This is a genomic window from Acholeplasma sp. ORD1043, from assembly GCF_057808485.1.
The window spans coordinates 79186-102071 of record NZ_JAQLOJ010000002.1 but is presented as its reverse complement, the minus strand read 5'-3'; the positions used below and the strand labels follow the sequence as shown (position 1 = coordinate 102071).

Annotated in this window: 20 protein-coding genes; 17 read left to right on the top strand and 3 right to left on the bottom strand. The window is 29.1% G+C overall.

From position 1 onward, the window contains the following. Positions 1–84 precede the first annotated feature (84 nt). Both PG914_RS01545 and PG914_RS01540 read left to right on the top strand, forming a co-directional pair. Entirely contained in the window at positions 85–1563 is a 1479-nt protein-coding gene (locus PG914_RS01545; protein WP_488821934.1) for a sugar transferase, read from the top strand. Positions 1564–1592: 29 nt separating this feature from the next. Continuing rightward, complete coding sequence (locus PG914_RS01540; protein WP_488821933.1) at positions 1593–3452, top strand: polysaccharide biosynthesis protein; 1860 nt, start codon at positions 1593–1595, stop codon at positions 3450–3452. Between the two features lie 286 nt (positions 3453–3738). Here PG914_RS01540 and PG914_RS01535 read toward each other — a convergent pair whose 3' ends face one another. The 3 genes from PG914_RS01535 to PG914_RS01525 all read right to left on the bottom strand — a co-directional run bounded on the left by PG914_RS01535 (position 3739) and on the right by PG914_RS01525 (position 5744). Continuing rightward, complete coding sequence (locus tag PG914_RS01535) at positions 3739–4161, bottom strand: hypothetical protein (RefSeq protein WP_488821932.1); 423 nt, start codon at positions 4159–4161, stop codon at positions 3739–3741. A gap of 65 nt (positions 4162–4226) precedes the next feature. Continuing rightward, positions 4227–4751, bottom strand: a complete 525-nt coding sequence (locus PG914_RS01530; protein WP_488821931.1) for a DUF3644 domain-containing protein — start codon at positions 4749–4751, stop codon at positions 4227–4229. Between the two features lie 84 nt (positions 4752–4835). After that, positions 4836–5744: an aldose epimerase family protein gene (locus tag PG914_RS01525; RefSeq protein WP_488821930.1), complete on the bottom strand. Its 909-nt coding sequence runs from the start codon at positions 5742–5744 to the stop codon at positions 4836–4838. 516 nt (positions 5745–6260) lie between these two features. On the opposite strand from PG914_RS01525, the gene glnA reads away from it, so the two are divergent. The 15 genes from glnA to PG914_RS01450 all read left to right on the top strand — a co-directional run bounded on the left by glnA (position 6261) and on the right by PG914_RS01450 (position 22881). Then, the gene (gene glnA, locus PG914_RS01520; RefSeq protein WP_488821929.1) at positions 6261–7598 is read left to right on the top strand and encodes a type I glutamate--ammonia ligase; all 1338 of its coding nucleotides are present in this window, start codon (positions 6261–6263) and stop codon (positions 7596–7598) included. 76 nt (positions 7599–7674) lie between these two features. Beyond that, positions 7675–8811 carry a nucleotidyltransferase domain-containing protein gene (locus PG914_RS01515; protein WP_488821927.1) on the top strand — a complete coding sequence of 379 codons (1137 nt, stop codon included), beginning with the start codon at positions 7675–7677 and terminating at the stop codon, positions 8809–8811. A gap of 30 nt (positions 8812–8841) precedes the next feature. Further along, positions 8842–10623: a glutamine--fructose-6-phosphate transaminase (isomerizing) gene (gene glmS, locus PG914_RS01510; protein WP_488821926.1), complete on the top strand. Its 1782-nt coding sequence runs from the start codon at positions 8842–8844 to the stop codon at positions 10621–10623. Positions 10624–10721: 98 nt separating this feature from the next. Then, positions 10722–11348 (top strand): winged helix-turn-helix transcriptional regulator, encoded by a 627-nt coding sequence (locus PG914_RS01505; RefSeq protein WP_488821925.1) that lies wholly within the window; start codon positions 10722–10724, stop codon positions 11346–11348. 6 nt (positions 11349–11354) lie between these two features. Continuing rightward, the gene (locus PG914_RS01500) at positions 11355–11990 is read left to right on the top strand and encodes a sugar transferase (RefSeq protein WP_488821924.1); all 636 of its coding nucleotides are present in this window, start codon (positions 11355–11357) and stop codon (positions 11988–11990) included. Then, the gene (locus PG914_RS01495) at positions 11987–12847 is read left to right on the top strand and encodes an NAD-dependent epimerase/dehydratase family protein (RefSeq protein ID WP_488821923.1); all 861 of its coding nucleotides are present in this window, start codon (positions 11987–11989) and stop codon (positions 12845–12847) included. The genes PG914_RS01500 and PG914_RS01495 overlap by 4 nt, the downstream gene beginning before the upstream one ends. Continuing rightward, entirely contained in the window at positions 12847–13938 is a 1092-nt protein-coding gene (locus PG914_RS01490) for a glycosyltransferase family 4 protein (RefSeq protein ID WP_488821921.1), read from the top strand. Before PG914_RS01495 ends, PG914_RS01490 begins: the two co-directional genes overlap by 1 nt. Positions 13939–13973: 35 nt before the next feature. Beyond that, entirely contained in the window at positions 13974–15101 is a 1128-nt protein-coding gene (locus PG914_RS01485; protein ID WP_488821920.1) for a glycosyltransferase, read from the top strand. Positions 15102–15113: 12 nt separating this feature from the next. Beyond that, positions 15114–16199, top strand: coding sequence for a glycosyltransferase (locus PG914_RS01480; protein ID WP_488821919.1), 1086 nt, complete (start codon positions 15114–15116; stop codon positions 16197–16199). An 11-nt stretch (positions 16200–16210) separates the two neighbouring features. Further along, a complete protein-coding gene (locus tag PG914_RS01475) occupies positions 16211–17446 on the top strand; it encodes a hypothetical protein (RefSeq protein ID WP_488821918.1) in 1236 nt (411 codons plus the stop codon). A gap of 2 nt (positions 17447–17448) precedes the next feature. Then, positions 17449–18021, top strand: a complete 573-nt coding sequence (locus PG914_RS01470; protein ID WP_488821917.1) for an acyltransferase — start codon at positions 17449–17451, stop codon at positions 18019–18021. 35 nt (positions 18022–18056) lie between these two features. Then, positions 18057–19052 (top strand): polysaccharide biosynthesis protein, encoded by a 996-nt coding sequence (locus tag PG914_RS01465; protein ID WP_488821916.1) that lies wholly within the window; start codon positions 18057–18059, stop codon positions 19050–19052. A gap of 7 nt (positions 19053–19059) precedes the next feature. After that, positions 19060–20169: a capsular polysaccharide biosynthesis protein CapF gene (locus PG914_RS01460; RefSeq protein WP_488821915.1), complete on the top strand. Its 1110-nt coding sequence runs from the start codon at positions 19060–19062 to the stop codon at positions 20167–20169. Position 20170: 1 nt separating this feature from the next. Further along, positions 20171–21292 (top strand): non-hydrolyzing UDP-N-acetylglucosamine 2-epimerase, encoded by a 1122-nt coding sequence (wecB, locus tag PG914_RS01455; protein WP_488821914.1) that lies wholly within the window; start codon positions 20171–20173, stop codon positions 21290–21292. A 65-nt stretch (positions 21293–21357) separates the two neighbouring features. Beyond that, positions 21358–22881: an MATE family efflux transporter gene (locus PG914_RS01450; RefSeq protein WP_488821913.1), complete on the top strand. Its 1524-nt coding sequence runs from the start codon at positions 21358–21360 to the stop codon at positions 22879–22881. Positions 22882–22886: the final 5 nt, after the last annotated feature.

Genomic DNA, 22886 nt, shown 5'->3' with positions numbered 1-22886 from the left:
ATAGCCTTTTTTGTTCCTTTAACTACCCAAATTATATTACTTCGTATATAATAAGAGTACTATACTAGATAGGGGTATACCATCTTGAAAAAGTTTAAACAAGTGTGGAATGGCTCACTCGTTCGTTTTGTCGAATATGGGCTTGATAGTTTTATCATGATATTTAGTTTGATGACTGCCATTCAGATTCATCACTCATTTGCTTATGGCTATTTATATGGTTGGGACTTAATTATTGGTAAGTTCTGGCATTTTTATTGGCCTTTTTTACTTGTCTATGTACTTGTTACATTAATTGTATTAAAGATCTATAATGCGACTGTTATTAATAATACTTACAAGAATGCAATGGTAAACACAGCACTCGCATTAGTCTTCATGAATGCACCACTCATTATTTATAATTTCTGGCGATACGATAACTTTATTTTTGAACCCTGGTATTTATTTGTTGTCGTTGGTATTGAGATTGTAGTCTATGCAATTTATAAACGTATTTTCTATAAGATATTAGTTAAATACGACAGACAATATGCACTAATGGTTGGTCCTAAAGAAGAGATTGAATTACTGGCATCAAAATATATGTTATCTAAAGTGCCAAACCGTTTAATTAAGTATATTTATTACACGGATGAGAAAACAAAGATTGATTCATCAATCTATAATTTAATCGATGAAGTAGATTCAGTCTATATATCAGAAAACTTAGATACAAAAGCTAAAGAACTAATCTTAGATTATGCAGCTTATAAAAACTTTAAAGAAGTTTATGTCATACCACGTAAAATGGATGTCTTATTGATTGACTCAATATTTGAAACAATTGATGATTCACTTGTTTTACACGCTAAGAATATGCACTTATCAATTGAAATGCGTTTCTTAAAACGCACGATTGATTTAATTGTTTCATCGATTGGTTTAATTGTTGCAGCAATTCCAATGATATTTGTTGCATTAATTATTAAACTACAAGATGGTGGTCCAGTCTTTTATAAACAAGAAAGATTTAAACGATATAACCAACCATTTTACATTTTAAAGTTTAGATCAATGACACATAAACAAACCAAAGAACAAGAACAAACGCTAGCGACCAGAAATGATGCTAGAATTACTAAATTTGGCAAGTTTATCCGTGCGACTAGACTTGATGAACTGCCACAATTATTTAACGTCTTTAAAGGTGATATGAGTTTAGTTGGTCCTCGTCCTTATATGAAGAGTGTTGTGGATGAGGCTATGGAAAAAAATCCTGATTTCCTATACCGTAGTAATGTAAAACCTGGTATTACCGGTTTAAGCCATATTTATGGTAGATACGATACAACAAGCGAAGAAAGACTACGTTACGACCTCTTATATGTACGTAAATGTAGTTTATGGTTAGATATTAAAATTGTATTCTTAACGATACTTGTTATGTTTAATAAAGATGCGGGTCTTGGCCGTGCAAGAGAATTAACTTTCGCTGAACTTTTAGACTTAAAGGAGAGGGAACTCAAAAAGCTTGACGATTGTCAAAACGAAGTTTTTGAAGTTTTAGACAAAACGAAGTAAAATGGATTAATCACAGGGAGCAATTAAACATGAAACAAAATTCATTTGTATCAAGGATCAAAGTGTATAAATACTTAGTTTTTGACGCAATCTCGATTCTCTTAAGTTATCTATTAACTATTTGGTTATTAGATTTCATGGGTCTAGCTAACAGTTATGAAGGGCTCATCACTGCATTATTAGTCATCGTACCGACTAAACTTATTATCTACCTAGTAGTTGGTATTTACAGAATACTTACGCGTCATACTGGTTTTGAAGATATTGTAAGAATTATTGGTATCGTTATAGCAACCAACGTCGTTATCGTTGTATATATCATTTTATCTGGCGCTAAGTTTATGCCAGTATCTTCCTATGTCTTTATTACATTAATTGAAATTACAGCAATGATTATCCCTCGTATATTAAGAAGAATTAATAAACTTATCTCTCACAATTTAAGATGGATGAAAGCCATTGGTGCTAGAACCTTAATTATTGGTGCAGGCTCTGCTGGTGAATTAGTTGTCAAAGAAATTTATAAAAATAAAGATTTAAATAATATTCCTTCAGCATTTATTGATGATAACCCAGAGAAAATTGGTAAGAAGTTAATGGGTGTTGATATTGTTGGTACCTTAGAAGATGTTAGAGATGTTGTCTTAAAGTATCATATTGAAGAAGCCATACTAGCTATTAAAGATTTAGAAATTGCTCGTCAAACAAAACTTATTAATGAACTTGTTAATATGCATGTTAAGGTTAAACGTCTGAATTTAATTGAAGACTTTAATGAATCATCTAAACCTGCACTTGTTGATATTAAGGTAGAAGATTTATTAGACCGTGATCAAATCATTTTAGATAATGAAGGTATTGAATCATTTATTAAAGATGAAGTTGTTATGGTGACTGGTGGTGGTGGCTCAATTGGTAGTGAATTATGTCGCCAAATCTTTGATCTACAACCTAAACAATTAATTATCTTTGATATTTATGAAAACAATGCATATGATATTCAAATGGAATTAATGAGAAAATCTCAAAAAGATCACAATACTAAATATCCTGATTTACAAGTAAGAATCGGTTCAGTTTATAATAAAACACGTTTAGAAGAGATTTATAAACAGTTTGAACCAACCATTGTTTTCCATGCTGCAGCTTATAAGCATGTGCCATTAATGGAAGATAGTGCAGTTGAAGCAGTTAGAACGAATGTACTTGGTACGTTTAATGCCGCAACTTTAGCTGATAAATATGGTGTTAAAAAGTTTGTCTTAGTTTCAAGTGATAAAGCAGTTAGACCAACCAATGTGATGGGAGCTACTAAACGCTTTGCAGAACTTGTCATCCAATTCCAACAACAAAAAGCTAAAACAACAATCTATTCAGCAGTTAGATTTGGTAATGTCTTAGGTTCGAATGGTTCTGTTATTCCATTATTTAAAAAACAAATTGCAGATGGTGGTCCAGTAACTGTAACCCATAAAGATATTACTAGATACTTTATGACAATTCCTGAGGCTGTAGGGTTAATCTTACAATGTGGTGTTTATGCCAAACGAGGCGAACTATTTGTCCTTGATATGGGTGAACCAGTTAAGATTTATGACTTAGCTAAGAAGATGATTAAACTTGCTGGATTTAAACCGGACGAAGATATTAAGATTGAAGTTGTTGGCTTAAGACCTGGTGAAAAACTATATGAAGAACTTTTAGTAGATTCTAATGCAGAAACCCTTCAAAAGACTTCAAATAAGAAGATTTTCACAGAGGTTGTTGATAATCAATTACCTTCAATAGAAGGCATTGAAGATTTAATTGAAAAATATGATCACTTAAGCAATGAAGAGGTTAAAGAATTTGTTGCTAAAGTGGTTGGTACATATACAATTACAAATTAAAAAGCACTTATTACAGTGCTTTTTTGATGTAGAACTGAATCGGTTGTTCACATGTTAAAATTCAATAAATTATACATAAATGATAACGTTTTTTTGATAAAATACGTATATTTCACAAAATAAAACAACGGCTATATATATTTATATATAGCCGTTGTTTTAATAAAGTGTTGTTTATCCGTTGAAAATTATCATTTTTGTAGTATAATACTATTGAACTAACTTGTGATGGATAAAGCTGGGTTACCGTATGGTAGTAGGCGTAATGCTTAGAATTCCTTTGCTCCTAGGGTTGGTTCTTTTTTTTATCTTTAATGAGTTTTTTATAATTAATGAAAATATCGGGATCTTGTTGAATATCGTCAATAATTTTTTGTACAAGTAATATTGAATAGGTATATGATTGAGTTTTTCCAACAGAATGTTTGTAAGCAAATTGAGAGTTATCTTTAACATTATGAAATTTGATATATAAATCAAAAGTATGAGTGTTGAATGTTTTCTTGGCATTGTCACTGACCGGAGTGAATTCAATACCTAATTTCAATAATTCTTGATTAACATTATCGAGTACCATTTTGCTAGATAGTGGATGGGATGTATTCGGATCAACTATTTTATGAACAACTAATAAGTTAGCTTCTTTGTTTGAAGATTTAGCATATGTGAAATCTGCATCCTCAATATTTTTAACTTGTTTTATTGTCATTTGATAACTAACAGCTAATCCTCGTGGTACCGCATTATTTGTACTATTTTCAACAAGTATTTTTTTTAAATAAGTTTTTGTTGAACCTCTTTAGGGTATTTGCCTAATGCCTTTACAGTTTCATTTCCCGATGGTATAAACATTGTCATATAATTTGTTAATAGAATATCATTTATACTATGATTAAATAATTGTGTTAATTTATTGCAGTAATTTTGAGTACATGCTAGGAAAATCTCGTTAAAAAGTGTTGCATATTCAGGGATGATTAAATGATTTGCCATATTTCTTAGTCCAACGACTGATTCTAAATTTATTCTGACAGGGTCTTTAGAATTGGTCATAACCCTTTTTATCGCGTCTGAAAGTGAAATGGTTCTATTAATATTCTTATTATGATAATGAATAGATTTATTAATAGATAATAAATATGCCTTTAACATGAGTTCCCATGCATTACACATAAAAAAAGTGAAACCTTCAATTTTATATTTTATTGTTGGTTTGTTATAAATTTCAATTGCCAAAAGAAATGCTTCTTTACTTTTCTCAAGCATTGATTCAATTAATTCATTCTTTTTGGATTTCATAAATTTCACCTCTATTGATAGAGTTTTTGATTATATTATACTTCATTTCAAATAAAGAAAAAAAGACGGATTTTTATCTCCGTCTTAAAATTTGAATATATAATCTGTATAGTAGTTATAGTCTTCGTTTACATCAAGAATTGGAAGACCTAATTGACTTCTTTGACATTCAATTGCAATACTACTATATTTAGCACCTTTAGCTGCCACACTAAGATCAGTTCTAGATGCTGCATTTTGAGTGAATACTACCATCGTTGGATAGTTTGAACGAAGTTTTAATGTAATACCGTCTGCTGATAATCTTAAAAGTTCTTTATCTTTATTAGAATAATAAATATCATCTAAATGGTTATTATCATCAACAACTAAAACTTTAGGTGTACTAAAGTCTTTAAAGGTCCCTTTCACATCAATGATTTCATTAAATATGTTAGAATCTTTAGAGCGGATAGCAGTTGTTGTTGAATCAATGAAAAGTACATGATCTTCAATTGTTGGCTTATTAGTTAAATTGAAGTATGGGTGAACCGTTAAGTTACATAATGTTTCTTTGTCAGTTTTAGCAATATGTGTAACTCTTAGAGTAGAACCATTAATGATTTCATAAATGACTTTAATCATCATGTTTCCATAATAATGATTTTCTAAATCTTTTGAATAATAATCAAATTCAATCTTTTCAGCATTTACTTGATTGACATTAAATACTTGGTGTTGAATACCTTTTGGACCACCATGTTTAATAGATTCAGTTTCAAATTTTACATATTTTCTGGTTGTTTCTGTATTTGGTAAGAAACCAGCTGTACGACCGATTGTTCTACCATAAGATGTATTTTCAATAAAATCATCCTCAGTTAATGGACGTGACATTACAGGCTTTAAATCATTATCTTTCTTTAACCAAATTTGAACCATAGATGCTCCAAGAGATGTAAGTTCAACCTTGATTAAATTGTTTTCTAAATAGTAGTAGTTTAATTTATTCATTTTAAGACCTCGTTTATTATAAGAAACGTTTGTTTTCGCATGGTCATTATAACATGTAATGACTGAAAGATTTTTAAGAAATCGTAAAAAAACATAATTCTTATGTTTACATAAACGCTTTCTTTTAATATAATATGTTTAATAACCTTATATAAACTCTTATACAAAATCTTTATGGTTAGCGGAAGCTAATGCATTTTACTTCATTGTGCTTTATATGAAGTCATATTAAAGATTAAATTTTCATCAAGTTTTTCTTACATCACGCATTTAATCTATTATATAACACCTTTCTTTATAAATCTCGCAAGGTTCTTAATCCCCTTAGGCCTTTGCGGGATTTTTATTTATTGAAAAAAATAATAAAGTTGATTTCTTTCCTTAAATAAGCCATTAAATGAAAATTAATACCATTCCTATCACAAAATATTTTCAAGAAATGAAAAAATTAATCATATCAATTGACAATGATAATTCTTTCAATTAAAATCAAGCACATGATTGTGGAGGTGTGCGATGGTTAAATACACAAAAGAAGATATTTTCAAAAGTATCGAAGATCATGATGTTAAGTATATTAGATTAATGTTTACCGATATGCTAGGTATCATCAAAAATGTTGAGGTGCCAGCATCTAAAATTGAAAAAGTATTAAATAATGAACAAATGTTTGATGGATCTTCAATTGAAGGTTTTGTAAGAATCCAAGAAGCTGATATGTATTTATATCCAGATTTAAACACTTGGTTAATCTTACCTTGGGAACCAGTTAAAGAAGGCAGTGTGGCTAGACTTATTTGTGATGTCTATCGTCCAGATAAAACACCATTTCCGGGGGATCCAAGACTTCAACTTAAAAAACAACTTAAAGAGATGGAAAAGTTAGGATTCTCTAAGTTCAATGTAGGGGTTGAACCAGAATTCTTCTTATTCAAACTCGCTGAAAATGGACAAATCGGTATTAATTTCACAGATGAAGGTGGCTATTTTGATTTAGCACCAGTTGATGCAAGTGAGGATGTCAGACGTGACATCGCACTTGAACTTCAAAAGTTAGGCTTTGTTATTGAAGCATCACATCATGAAGTTGCATATTCACAACATGAGATTAATTTCCAATTTGATAATGCATTAGAGGCTTGTGACAACATCCAAACCTTTAAGTTAGTGGTTAAGAATGTCGCTAGACGTCATGGTTATCATGCCACCTTTATGGCAAAACCAGTGGCAGGTATTAATGGCTCTGGTATGCATACGAATACCTCACTTGCAGACAAAGAAGGAAATAATGCGTTTTATGATCCAAATACTAAGAATGGATTAAGCGAAACTGCAACTTACTTTATTGGCGGCATTCTAACCCACGCTAGAGAGTTTTGTTTAGTAACTAATCCTACGGTAAATTCATATAAAAGATTAGTGCCAGGTTATGAAGCACCATGTTATGTCTCATGGAGTGAAGCAAACCGTTCAACCATGATTAGAATTCCAGCCTCTCGTGGTAGATCAACAAGAGTTGAGGTAAGATCAGTTGACCCAACTGCCAATCCATATCTTGCTATGGCAACAATCTTAGCCTCTGGTTTAGATGGTATTCAAAACAAACTCTATGTTAAACCGGTTGAAAAGAATTTATTTACATTAGACGATAAAGGTAGAAGTGAACTAGGTGTATATAACTTACCTGATAATTTTAAAGAGGCGATAGATGAATTTGAAAAATCTGATTTCATGAGACAAGTTATAGGTTCTCATTTAGCAGATAAATTAATTACAGCTAAAAACAAGGAATGGGATAGTTATCGTACATATGTCTCACCATGGGAATTAAAAGAATACTTGAAGAAATATTAGTGGTTTGTTAGAAGTAACTAAATGAACGTTTATTGGGTATAATAAAAACAGTACATATACATAAACGGGATAAGCTATGGACAATAAACAAATTACTTTCAAATTAATCGAAGCTGCATTAAATAGAGAACAAATTACTTTTGAATTAGAAGATGAAAATGGTTTATTAAAATTACTTTTTGAAAACGGGTTAATAGGGCTTGTTTTTAATGCAATTGATGAGAAGAGTTTTAAAGAACCAAAACATTATCAAAAATTAAAAGAAATCTTTGGTCAGTATGTATCCAAAGATATCCAACAATTAGCCCTATTAGAATCTTTAAAGAAATTATTTTCTGATAACAAAATAGATCACATTTTCTTAAAAGGGGCTCATCTTAAATTGTTATACCCTGAAACCTATATGAGAGGTATGGGGGATATTGATTTATTAGTTAAAAAAGAACAATTTGAAGCAGCGAAAACTTTACTTGAATCAAATGGATACAAGTTTCAATCAGCAGAAGCACATCATCATGTTTATGATGCACCAGATGGTAGTTCAGTTGAATTGCATCAAAGTCTAACATCGTATTTTGAACCAGAGTTTGATCCCATTCTTTCTCAAGTTTGGGACTACATTTTAGAAAGTAGTAGTTACACTAAAGAACTAGTACCAGAATTTGAATACTTACATTTATTAGTACACTTAGTAAGACATATTAGAACATCTGGGGTTGGTATAAGAAGTGTTCTAGATTTAGATATTTTTTATTCTAAACTAGTTAAGAACGAAACATTATTAATGAAGTTTCTTGAAGAAACTAATTTAACATCCTTTTTCAATAAAATTGTCAAATTAAATCAAGTATTTAAAAATGAATCGACTCCAGAACCTGAAGATTTAGAAGTGATAGAATATATCATCTATTCAGGAATACATGGAAATGGTTCAGAACACGATCGATATTTAACAAAAAGAACCTATGAAAAAACTAGACAAAGTAAAGGACGTTTTAGATATTTCTTAGGTGAGGTATTTCCTAGTCGAAATAGACTTAAAGAAGGATATCCATATTTAAAGAAACATCCTTGGTTATTACCATGGGCATGGTTTGTAAGAATTTTAAAACAGCTGTTTAAACCTAAAAACACAATAAAACGCATAGAATCAATGACAGATGATAAGAACATGGAGAAGGTGGATAGAATTTATACGTATTTAGGTTTATAAGTTAACTGCGAATAATAAAGGGGATCCATCATGTGTGGAATAGTAGGATACATTGGTAAATCCAACGCAAGAGAAATCATTGTTACAGGTTTAGAACGACTTGAATACCGTGGTTATGACTCTGCTGGTTTAACCGTTTATAATGAAGAGAAAAATACGTTTGATATCTTTAAAGATATCGGACGTGTTTCTATTTTAAAAGAAACAACTAAGAAAGTATTATCTAGTGTTGGAATCGGACATACCAGATGGGCAACACATGGAAAAGTAACTACGCAAAATGCACATCCACATACTTCTAGTAGTGGCAGATTCATAATCGTTCATAATGGTGTGATTGAAAATTTTCAACAACTAAAAGAACAATACTTAAAAAATGTTACATTTAGAAGTGATACAGACACTGAAGTTATAGCTCATTTGATAGAAGGTTTTGCATCATATATGCATGTTGAAAATGCGATTTTAACAACACTTAAATTACTTCATGGGTCTTATGCATTATTAATTATTGATCAACATGATAGTAATACAATATATGCTGCAAAAGATAAACCACCACTACTAGTTGGAATGGCTGAAGATGGCGTTACAATCACATCTGATGTTTTAGCACTTGCTGGATACTCTAATAAATATCATGTCATGGATGATAAGACTTTTATTGTAGCAAATTCATCACAAGTTAAACTTTATAACTATGATCATCAAGAAATAAAAGTTAAATGGCAAGAACTTAAAATTGATGTTACCTTAACGGAAAAAGGTATCTTTGATCATTTCATGTTAAAAGAAATCAATGAACAACCTGGTGTCTTAAGAAAAATCATTAGTGAATACTTTGATAACTATCAAATTAAACTCAGTAAATCACTTATCAAATCAATTAAAGAATCAAATAGAATCTATATTCTAGCAGCAGGTACGTCAATGCATGCTGGTTTAATTGGCAAGTATTTCTTTGAAAAACTAGCTCTTAAACCAGTTGAGGTTCATATTGCAAGCGAGTTCGCATATAACATGCCGCTTTTAGTTGAAAGACCATTTTTCATTCTAATTTCTCAAAGTGGTGAAACAGCAGACTTAAGAGCTTGTCTTCAAAGACTAAAACAATTTAAATACACAACACTTACCATAACAAACGTCATTACATCAACACTTGCAAGAGAAGCAGACTACAAATTAGAAATTTTCGCAGGGCCAGAAATTGCAGTTGCTTCTACTAAGGCCTATGTTGCACAAATGGCAGTCCTAGCAATTCTTGCATATGAACTTTCTGTTAAACAATTTGATATCAAGTTAGAACTTGCAAAAGTTGCGCAAGCAATTGAAAACTTCTTATTTGATCCAACACCAATAAAACATTTAGTAGAAAAAACAATTGTTAAAGAACATGCCTTTTATATTGGCCGTGGTATGGATTATGCACTAGCATTAGAAGGTGCATTAAAACTAAAAGAAATATCTTATATTCATACAGAAGGATTTGCAGCAGGTGAACTTAAACATGGTACGATTGCATTAATCGAAGAAGGCACCCCAGTTATAGCAATCATCTGTGATGAGGCAATTAATATGAACACACGTTCTAATTTACATGAGGTAAGAAGCCGTGGTGCAGTTCCAATCATTATTACAATGGATTCTTTAAAACAAAAAGACGATGATATCGTCTTAGATGATGTTTATCCATTGTTAGCACCACTGTTAATGATTGTACCTACACAACTTATTGCATATTATGCAGCATTATCTCGTGGATTTGATATTGATAAACCAAGAAATCTAGCCAAAAGCGTTACGGTTGAGTAGTTTCGTAAATCAATATAGCTCATATTACTTGTAATATGTGTTTTTATGTGTGATAATAAAATTGTTCGATAACAAAACGAACAACTTTAGAGGTAGCCATGGATAAAAATCATTTCTTTTTTAAACCGACACCACTCTTAAAAGAATATCAAATGTTAGATTTGATCGCTAAAAATTCAAATATCACACAAAGAGAATTAAGCCGCAGTTTAAATGTGGCTCTTTCAATGATTAATGAGTACTTAGAAAAAGCTGAAGAAAATGGTTATATTATTAAAAACTACAAATCAAGTAAAGATGTCGATTATCATATTACATCTAAAGGTATTGAAAGAATTAAACTTCTAAATATCAGATATTTAAAAAGTGCGCTAGATGTTTATACATCTGCTAGAAGTGAAATGACACTTTTCTTAACTAGAATAATCAAAGATGGTTATAGACAGATTGTTTTATATGGAGCAGGGGATGTCTCTGACATTCTACTTAGAACATTAAATTATGATCATAGTTTGAAAATAGAAGTTGTAGGTATCATTGATGATAATCTAGATAAACAAAATACATCAATGCATGATATTCCAATATACCCTACAAATAAACTCTTAACTTTAATACATGATGGCGTGTTAATCTCGACATATCTTCATAAAGATAAAATTGAAGAAAAACTAAAAGCTTTAAATTATAACACTCATAAAATTATTCATTTATTTAAGGACTAACATTATATGCTATTTAAAATCTTTAAAAGAGTTATGGATTTCCTATTATCATTCATAGGATTAATTGTATTATCACCAATCTTTTTAATCATTATTATTCTCATTAAATTAGATTCTAAAGGACCAATTCTTTTTAAACAAAAAAGAGTTGGTAAGAATAAAAAACACTTTAATATTTTAAAGTTTAGAACAATGAGAATAGATACACCAAAAGATACACCTACTCATCTTTTAACAAATCCAGAACAATGGATTACTAAAATGGGTAAATTTTTAAGAAAAACAAGTTTAGATGAAATACCTCAAATAATTAATATCTTAAAAGGCGATATGTCCATTATCGGTCCAAGACCTGCTTTATGGAATCAATTTGATCTAATTGAAGAACGTGATAAATATGGTGCAAACAATATTTATCCAGGTTTAACTGGTTATGCTCAAATTAAAGGTAGAGATGAACTAGAAATCGTTGATAAAGCAAAACTTGATGGTTATTATGTTTCTCATATGGGTTTATGGTTAGATATCAAAGTGTTCTTTGGAACAATCTTCAGCGTTCTTAAATCAGATGGTGTTGTTGAAGGTGGTACTGGAACAAAAAATAAGAATCAAAAGAAAGAGAAGAAAGAAGATAAAGTATGAAACGTGTTTTAATTACTGGAGCAAATTCATACATCGGCATGAGTGTTGAAAAATGGTTATTAAAAGAACCAAATGAATACTTTGTTGAAACACTGGATATGAAAGATCCTAATTGGGTTAATTTTGACTTCTCTAAATTTGATGTAGTGTATCATGTTGCAGGAATTGCACATGTGTCTTCTAAAAAAAGTATGGCACCACTATATTTTAAAGTAAATAGAGATCTCGCAATCCAAACAGCAACCAAAGCTAAAGAATCTGGTATTAAGCAATTTATCTTTATGTCTAGCATGATCATTTATGGTAAAGATAATAAGATTGGTGATTTTAGACATGTAGATGTTAATAAATATGCACCGATAAATGCATATGGACAAAGTAAATTAGAGGCTGACTTAGCTATTCAAGCAATGTCTGATGATACTTTTAAAACAGTCATTATTAGAACTCCAGTTGTATATGGACCAGGAAGTAAAGGAAATTTTCCTAAACTTCAAAAGTTAGCACTTAAATTACCAATTTTACCGAACTTGAATAATCAAAGAAGCATGGTTTATATCGATAATTTATCTGAATTAATCAAACAAACAATTTCTTTAAATTTAAATGGTATTTTCTATCCTCAAAATGATAGTTATTTGTCTACAGTGAAAATCATGGAAATAACTAGAATTAATGCAGGGAAAAAGGTGAGAAAAACTAGATTCTTTAACTGGTTAATTCATCTATTTGGTTTATTTGTTCCATTCATCAATAAAGTGTTTGGAAATAAAACATATGATTTAGAGTTATCAAAATACAATTTTGAATATAATCTTGTAAGTCTTGAAGAAAGTATAAAGAGATCAAAAAGATAATGAAAAAAGTACTCATACTTGTTAACCATGATATTGTCATCTACAACTTTAGAAAAGAATTAGTACAAGAATTAATAGCACAAAATTATGAAGTATATATCTCATCACCATATGGTAATAGAATAGATAAATTAGTACAAATTGGTGCTAAATTCATAGAAGCAACTATTGATAGACGTGGTATTAATCCTATTAATGATTTAAAACTGATTAAATACTATAAAAAAATTATGAAAGAGATTAAACCTGATGTTGTATTAACTTATACTATTAAACCTAATATCTATGGTGGTATAGCAGCAAAAGCCTTAAATATCCCTTATATTGCCAATATTACTGGTTTAGGGACGGCTGTTGAGAAAAAAGGTCTACTACAAAAAATCACAGTCGCTCTATATAAATATTCTTTTAAGAAAATTAATACTATTTTCTTCCAAAATGAAGAAAATATGCAATTTTTCATCGATAAAAAAATCGGCATAGGTAAGCATCATTTGTTACCAGGTTCTGGTGTGAATTTAGAACAATTTAAAGTTGCTCCGTATCCAAGCGATGATGTGATTAGATTTGTATTTATTTCTAGAATCATGAAAGAAAAAGGTGTTGACTTCTATTTGGAGGCAGCTAGACATTTCACTTCAAAATATAAAAATGTTGAATTTCATGTTTGTGGTTTTTTAGAGGAAGATTATAAAGAAGTAATTGATAAGTTAGTTGCCGATAAGATAATTATTTATCATGGTTTGGTTGACGATGTTTCATTAATACACCAAGATATGCATGCAATTATTCATCCAACGTATTATCCAGAAGGAATAAGTAATGTTCTATTAGAAGCAGCAGCAATGGGGCGTCCTGCCATCGCATCAAACAGATCTGGTTGTAAAGAAGTGATTGAACATGGTAAAACTGGGTATCTATTTGAAACAAAGAATCAAAATGATTTAAACAATCAAATTGAAGCATTTATTTCTCTTACTAATTTAGAAAAACAACAAATGGGTTTAAATGCAAGAGATAAAGTACAAAATCAATTTGATCGTAATTTTGTCGTAAGCAAGTATTTAGAAAACATGCAGATGTTTTTGTAAAAAAACAAAATGCATCGATAATTGAGGATAAAAATATGCGAAGTACTATTATATATATTGGTGGATTTAAACTACCAGATAAAAATGCAGCAGCACATAGAGTGATTGGTATCTCTAAGATGCTGCGAAAATTAGATTATAATGTTGTTCTTGTTGGAATAAACAATGATCTTTCTAAAATGAGAAAAATTGATAAAATTTATGATTTTGAAGCTTGGGAAGTTCCATATCCGAAATCAAATAAGTCTTGGATAAAGTACTTAACAAATATAGATACTTATAAAGAAATACTTAAATCGTATGATAATGTTAGTCATGTTATCTTATACAATTATCCTTCAATTGCATTAAACAAAATCAGAAAATACAACCAAGACAATAATATTAAATCAATTGCTGATATTACCGAATGGTACGGGACAGAAAATGAAAACTTTGCCTTTAAAATAATCAAAGGTTTTGATACGTTCTATCGTATGATAAAAGTACATAAAAAACTTGATGGTTTAATTGTTATTAGCAAATATCTTGAAGATTATTATAATCAAAATAGTGTAGTAAGAATACCTCCTACGGTAGACTTAACTGATCCCAAATGGACAATTGAAACTGAATCTCATTCAAAATTTCCTAAATTTATATATTCCGGAAACATTGGTCGATCAAAAGATAATTTAAACTTAGTTTTAAGAATACTTTCAGGATTAAATGCCAATGTTAACTTTCAATTTAATATAGCTGGTATTACAAGAGAAAAATATTTAGAAAAGTATCCGAATGATTTTGAAATTGCAAATGATAAACGTATAAAGTTTTTAGGTTATTTGAGTCACATGGATAATATCAATGAGATAAAAAAATCAAATTATGTGATATTTTATAGAGATAATAGTAGACAAAACAACGCGGGTTTTCCAACAAAATTCGTTGAAGCCATATCCCTAAAAAGAATAGTCGTAACAAACAATATATCAAATGTTTCAGATTATCTTATCAATGAATTTAACGGATATCTAATTGATGATAATATTGAAGATACGTTATTAAAAATAATTAATAATCATCAAAAGAATCATGAATTTATTAAATCAAATATTGATTCAACGGTATTTGATAATAACAATTTCATAAATTTAATCAAAGAATTTTTTGAAAAAAAGTAATGAGGTTTATATATGAAAAAGGTAATGTTACATGTTGTAATGCCAAATCAAATTAGTGGTCCAAATATAACGGTAAAAAATATAGCTGAAGAATTGGCTAAAAAGTATGAAATATCTTTTTTGAATCAAAACTACCACGCAGGTGGAAAAATAAATAAGGCTCTTATAAAAGATTTGTATAGTCAAATTTTAAAAGAACAACCAGATCTGGTCCATATATCAGGATTACAGTCGGCTGGTTATCATGCTATGGTGGCTGCAAAGAAAGCAAAAGTAAAAACAGTATTAACTATTCATGGCTTTTCAAATAGTTCTACAAAAATAAGTAAGTTAAAAAGATTTTTATTTAATTCATATTTTGAACCTTATCAAATCAATCATTCTGATGTAACTTATACAGTTTGTGAATATGCACTTAAAAATAAAATTTTAAAAAATAAAAAAAATATTTATGGATTTGTTTATAACCCAATTGAAGAGAAACAACTTATCGATAAACAAATATTACATAAGATCGTAAATAAAAAAAATGGTGAGGTCATTATATCTTTTGCAAGTAGAATAGTGTATGACAAAGGTTATGCATTTACTATTGAACCAATTAAAAAGATAGTTAATGATTATCCACATGTAAAAATTGTATTTATTGGAGATGGAGAATTCTTACCTGAATTGAAAAACCAACTTCAAAATTTTGATCGCATTTATTTTTTAGGTCAACGAAACGATGTTATTGATTTATTATCTGGCTCAGATATTTTTGTTTTACCAACACTTCATGAAAACTTATCAAATGTATTATTAGAAGCAGGAATATCAAGAAATGCAATCATTACTACTAATGTAGGTGGGAATCCTGAAATTATTGATAATAACAAAAATGGTTTTTTAATTGAATCTAAAAATTCAGAACAACTTTTAAATAAGTTGGAAGAACTCATAAACAATGATAAATTAAGGGAACAATTTAGTGTAGAAATATATAATAAGGTTAAAAATGTTTTTAATACTAATGCAATAATTAATGAGATTTCATTTATCTATGATTCAGTCATTGATGGAAAAAGAATAAATAAAAAAGACTTTAACAAAAGATAAAAAGGAATAAGATGGAAATCAATAAACGTGGAATTTATAATTTAATATTTATTATTGTGTGCTCGATTCAAATAATCTTTGTAGTTTTTCCACCATTACTAACCATTCAAAATTCATTAATAATACAATTATTGTTAATGTTTTTTCAGCTTGTTTTAATATTTTTGTTTGATTATGAAAAGTTTAAAAATAGAATTAATTACTTACTGATAATTGGAATTACTTTTTCAAGCATTGTTTTATTCACCTATTTAGCTGGAAATGATTTTGTTGGTAACAGGTATATAAGTTTATTTTCTTTGGTATTTATATATTTTATTGCACAATTGAATTATAACAACAATAAGAAAATTATATTTTTAGTGTCAATATTTTACTTAACATCATTCGTTATTACATTTGTGAATCTAATCAATAATGGACATATCATGAGACTGATAAATAATACTTATGATCCTAGAAATGTCGAACTTTTATTACAAGGGATAGGAAATTATAATTTTTTATATACTACCATATTGATATATCCGTCAATATTATTTTTATCTTTTTCAAAAATCAAGTATAGAAACATTTTTAGAATTGTTTTATTATTAATGATTACTTTCATAACACTTTCAAATTATTTTACAGCATTAATTATCTGTGTTTTTATTACATTTTTAGCAATCGTACTTCATTTTCAATTACAAAAAAGTTTAATCTTTATTATTTTTTTTACAGTTGTCGTGGTTATTTTGACAATTACGTGGCCAACACCAGCAATAACATTAGTTGATTTTATTAGTTCGATAATTCCCGATGGATTAACTCAAACAAGATTAGAAGGATTTAAGAATACATTAATTGAAGGTAGTATGATTGAGACAACAAGATGGGCTCTAATGGAGACGAGCTTAAGAACTTTTTTTGAACATCCAATTATAGGTTCTTCATTTGTTAAACCTATTGGAGATAATTTATATGATAGTACTGGAAATCATTCTTTCTATTTGGATACAATTTCATTTTTTGGAATTATTTATACTATAGTGATATTCTGGTTGATTAATCAACCCATTTACAAAAATTATAACAAATTAACGAAAATAACCAAAAATTATGTACTATGTTTCTTTACTACATTAACATTTATATTATTATTCAACAATGCCGCTCCAACGATGATATACGCTTTATTGATTTTTATAACTGTAAAAAATTATTTGAATAAATCAACAAACTTAAAATATAATAACAAGGTATAAATATGATGAAAATTTATGGATTGATTTTAAATTTATTTGCAAAAATATTTGGTTTCGGAGATAAAATTTTTAGAAAAATATTCTATTATCCTTATGTAAGAGTTAAATTTAAAAAAATAGGTAAAAATGTTTATATTGGTAGAAAATCTAATATAACTTATAAAAATGTCATTTTAGGTAATCGGGTTTATATAGGTTATGGAGCATGGATAAATTCTGATAAGGATATCGTTATAAATAACGATGTTATGATTGGACCATTTGTTAAGATAATTGGTGGAGATCATAGAATTGATTTGATTGGTAGAAAAATGAACAGTGTAGGTATAAACGAAAAGTTAGCAGAACATGATCAAACAATCGTAATAGAGGAAGATGTTTGGATTGGTGCAAATGTCACCATTTTAAAAGGGTTAACTATAGGAAGGGGCTCTGTTATTGGTGCTAATTCATTAGTTACGAAAAGTGTTTTACCTTATACTGTTTATGTTGGCAGTCCAGAAAAAAAGATTAGGCAAAGATTTACTAAAGATGAAATAATTGAGCATGAAATAATTCTAAAGAAAACAAACTAGAAAATTATGTGCAAGGTAGCAAAAAGGAGAAAAATATGTTTAAAGATAAAATTTTATTAGTTACAGGTGGCACAGGATCATTTGGTAATGCTGTTGTTAACAGATTCTTATCAACTGATATTAAAGAAATTAGAATTCTTTCTCGTGATGAAAAGAAACAAGAAGATATGAGAAAGTTATATAACAATGACAAATTGAAGTTCTACATAGGGGATGTAAGAGACTACAATTCAATTGAAGGTGCATTTATTGGTGTCGACTACGTTTTCCACGCTGCAGCTTTAAAACAAGTTCCTTCTTGTGAGTTCTATCCGATGGAAGCAGTTAAAACAAATGTTATCGGTTCAGATAACGTCATTTCTGCATGTGTTAAAAACAAAGTTAAAAAAGCTATATTCTTATCAACGGATAAAGCAGCATACCCAATTAATGCGATGGGTATGAGTAAAGCTATGATGGAAAAGAACGTGATTGCACGAAGCCGTCAATTAACAGAAGGTGATACTGTGTTATGCTTAACTCGCTATGGGAATGTTATGGCATCACGAGGTTCTGTTATTCCTCTATTCTTAGATCAAATTTCGGTAAACAAACCAATTACAATTACTAACCCTGAAATGACTCGTTTTATGATGACATTAGAAGATGCAGTTGATTTAGTACTATATGCATATGAAAATGGTAATCAAGGTGACTTATTTGTTCAAAAAGCACCGGCTGCAACAATTGATGTTTTAGCTAAAGCTGTACTTGACTTAAAAGGCGTTTATCAAGACCCAGTCTACATTGGAACTCGTCATGGTGAAAAACTATACGAAGTTTTAGTTACTCAAGAAGAAATGATTAAAGCGGAGGATTTAGGTGAATTCTTCAGAATCCCTGCAGATAACAGAAACCTAAACTATGACAAGTTTGTAGAAAAAGGAAGCAAAGCATTACAAGTTGTAGATTCATATCATTCTCATAATACAGCAAGACTTGATGTTGAAGGTATGAAGAAATTATTATTAAAGTTAGATTTATTTAAGTAGGATTATTATGAAGATTTTAGTGACTGGAGCCAAAGGCTTTATAGGTAAAAACTTAATTGTTGAATTGAAAAATAGAGGATATAAAGATATCTTCGAATATGATATTGATTCTACTATAGATGAACTAGAAATATACACTAAAGAATGTGAATTTGTTTTTCATCTTGCAGGTGTAAATAGACCAAAAGAAGAAAAAGAATTTGTTGAAAGTAACTTTGGATTTACTTCAACACTTCTTGATTTACTTGTCAAATATAATAACAAAAGTACCATTATGCTTTCATCATCAATCCAAGCTGAACTTGATAATCCTTATGGAATCAGCAAAAAGATGGGAGAAGATTTACTCTTTAATTACAGTAAAAAAACTGGTGCAAAAGTTCTAGTTTATCGCTTTGTTAACGTATTTGGTAAATGGTGTAGACCAAACTATAATAGTGCAGTCGCTACGTTCTCATACAATATTGCAAGAGACTTACCTATAACAATCTCTAACCCTGCTAATGCTGTAAACCTTGTCTATATTGACGACTTAGTTAATGAATTAATTAACGCATTAAACGGTAATGAAAATAAAAAAGATGATTACTGTTATGTTGAACCAACATACAAGGCTACACTTGGTGAAATTGTTGATTTGCTAAATTCATTTAAAGCAAGTCGTGAAAATAGACAAATTCCTAATACAGAAAATGAATTTGCAAAAAAACTATACTCAAATTATTTAAGTTATTTACCAAAAGATCAATTTGCATATGATTTAAAAATGAATATTGATCATAGAGGTTCATTCACAGAATTCTTAAAGAGTCCTGACAGAGGACAAGTTTCAATTAATATTTCTAAACCTGGCATTGTTAAAGGTAATCACTGGCATCACACTAAAAATGAAAAATTCTTAGTTGTAAGTGGTAAAGGTGTTATCAGATTTAGAAAAGTTGATGAAAAAGAAGTTATTGAATATTTTGTTAGTGGTGAAAAATTACAAGTTGTAGATATTCCACCTGGGTATACTCATAATATTGAGAACTTAGGTGACACTGATATGGTTACAGTGATGTGGGCAAATGAAAAGTTTGATCTGGAAAGACCAGATACATACTTCGTGGAGGTTTAATATGAAAAAACTTAAAGTAATGACAGTTGTTGGTACACGTCCAGAAATTATTCGTTTATCAGCAGTAATGAAAAAACTAGAATCAGAAGAGGCGATTGAACATATCTTAGTTCATACTGGTCAAAACTATGACTATGAATTAAATGAGGTATTCTTTAAAGATTTAGAATTGAAAAAACCAGATTATTTCCTTGATGCTGCAACAGGTGGTGCAGTTGAAACAATTGGTAATATCTTATCTAAGATTGATCCAATTCTAGATGAAGTAAAACCGGATGCATTCTTAGTGTTAGGTGATACTAACTCATGTTTAGCAGCAATCGCAGCAAAACGTCGTCATATTCCAATTTTCCACATGGAAGCTGGAAATAGATGTTTTGATCAACGTGTACCTGAAGAAACTAATCGAAAGATTGTTGACCATATTGCAGATATCAATATGCCATACAGTTCAATTGCTCGTGAATACCTATTAAGAGAAGGTATTGCACCAGATAGAGTAATTAAAACTGGTTCACCAATGTTTGAAGTATTAAACCAACATATGGATAAAATCCAAAAATCTGATGTATTAAAGAGACTTAATTTAGAACAAGGTAAATACTTTGTTGTTTCTGCACATAGAGAAGAAAATATTAGTTCCAATAATTTCTTTGACTTAGTTGATACTTTAAATGCGATTGCAGAAATCTATCAACTTCCAATTATTGTTTCAACTCACCCAAGAACAAGAAAGATGATTGAAGCTAAAGGTGTTAAATTTCATCCATTAGTTCAAACATTAAAACCACTAGGGTTTGTTGACTACAATAAACTTCAAATCGAATCTAAAGCAGTATTAAGTGATAGTGGAACAATCAGTGAAGAATCATCAATACTAAAATTTAGAGCACTAAATATAAGACAAGCACACGAAAGACCAGAAGCAATGGAAGAAGGTGCTGTTATGATGGTTGGGCTAAAACAAGAAAGAATCCTTCAAGGACTAAAAGTTGTAGAATCACAATCAAAAGAAACAATTAGATATGTTGAAGACTATTCAATGCCAAATGTTTCTGAGAAAGTATTAAGAATTATTTTAAGTTATACAGACTATATAAATAGAGTTGTTTGGAGTAAATAAAGTTTAGATTTGAAAGATAAATAGTAGTAGAAAGGCATTAGTTAATCTAATGATAATGAATTAATATGTATAAGCATAAAGCAAAAAAAAATATCACAACTTCAATTATCTTTAAAATCATTATTCTTATATTAGGCATTTTGGCTAGAAGTTTTATCGTTAATTACTTAGGGAATGAAATAGCTGGTATTTACTCTTTATTTATTAGCATACTAGGTTTCTTATCTGTTGCAGATTTAGGCTTAGGGACAGCAATTGTATTTAGCATGTATAAACCCATGAATGAAAACGATATTAAAACAGTTTCTGCTCTTTATTATCTTTATAAAAAAATATATTTTTATGTTTTTGCAATAATAATATCATTTGGATTAGTTATCATACCATTTCTACACAATTTCGCAAAAGATGTAACTGATTTTGATAATCTATACGTAAACTATATAATTTATCTTTTTGCGACAGCTATAACTTATTTATATGCATATAAAACCTCTTACATAAATGCTAATATGGATAATTACATAACTAACAGTATAAGATCGATATTTCAGATATTAGAGTATATTATACAAGTTATTGTGATTATTTATACTAAATCATTTTTGTTATTTTTAATAGTTCATCTAATTAGTAATATTTTACAATGGACTATAACAAATCTGATTTTTGCGAAAAAATATAAGACTAAAATTATCGATTATACATTGTTAGACAAAAATATTAAAGATGAAATTTTTAAAAATACCAAAGCAATGCTATTTCATAAAATAGGCGGGTTAATGTCACAAACTATGGATAGCATTTTGATTAGCACATTTGTAAGTGTAACGATTTTAGGTATTTATTCAAATTATGTGTTAATAATTACCTCAATGACAGGAATTCTTTCATTGTTTTTCACTTCGATTACAAATGTCTTAGGTAATTATTTCACAACGAAATCAAATGAAAGTTATTATTCGTTATTTAAGAAGATTTACACAGTGAATTTCATTTTAGGTATTATTTTTTTCTTAGGTTATTATGCAATTATTGATAATTTAATAACATTATTATTTAATTCTGATGTTCTACTTGATGATACTTTTGTTATTATAATTTCAGTAAATTATTTTATTCAATTCATGAGACACGCAACTATTAGTTTTAAAGATGCAAGTGGCAAATTTTACGAAGATAGATATAAACCTTTATTGGAAGGCTTTACAAATCTGACATTATCAATTGGTCTATATTATGTGATTGGTATTTATGGGATACTTGTAGCTACAATTATAACAAATTTATTTATCACACACGTTATTGAACCATTTGTGCTTTATAAACATGCTTTCAATAAACCAATTAAAAGATTCTATATTATAAATTATCTTGGAATGATCTTATTTATAGTTTTAATTTATACTTTAAAAATACTACCTATAAATCAATTAGAGAATATACTCTTAAATGGGTTGTTAAACGGAATTCTATCAGTGATGATTTCGATTGGAGCATTAGTTTTAATCTATATTTTCGTAAAACCATTTAGATTTAATGTGAATTTATTATTTCAAGAATTTATTAAAACTATGAGAAAAAGATAGGAGTA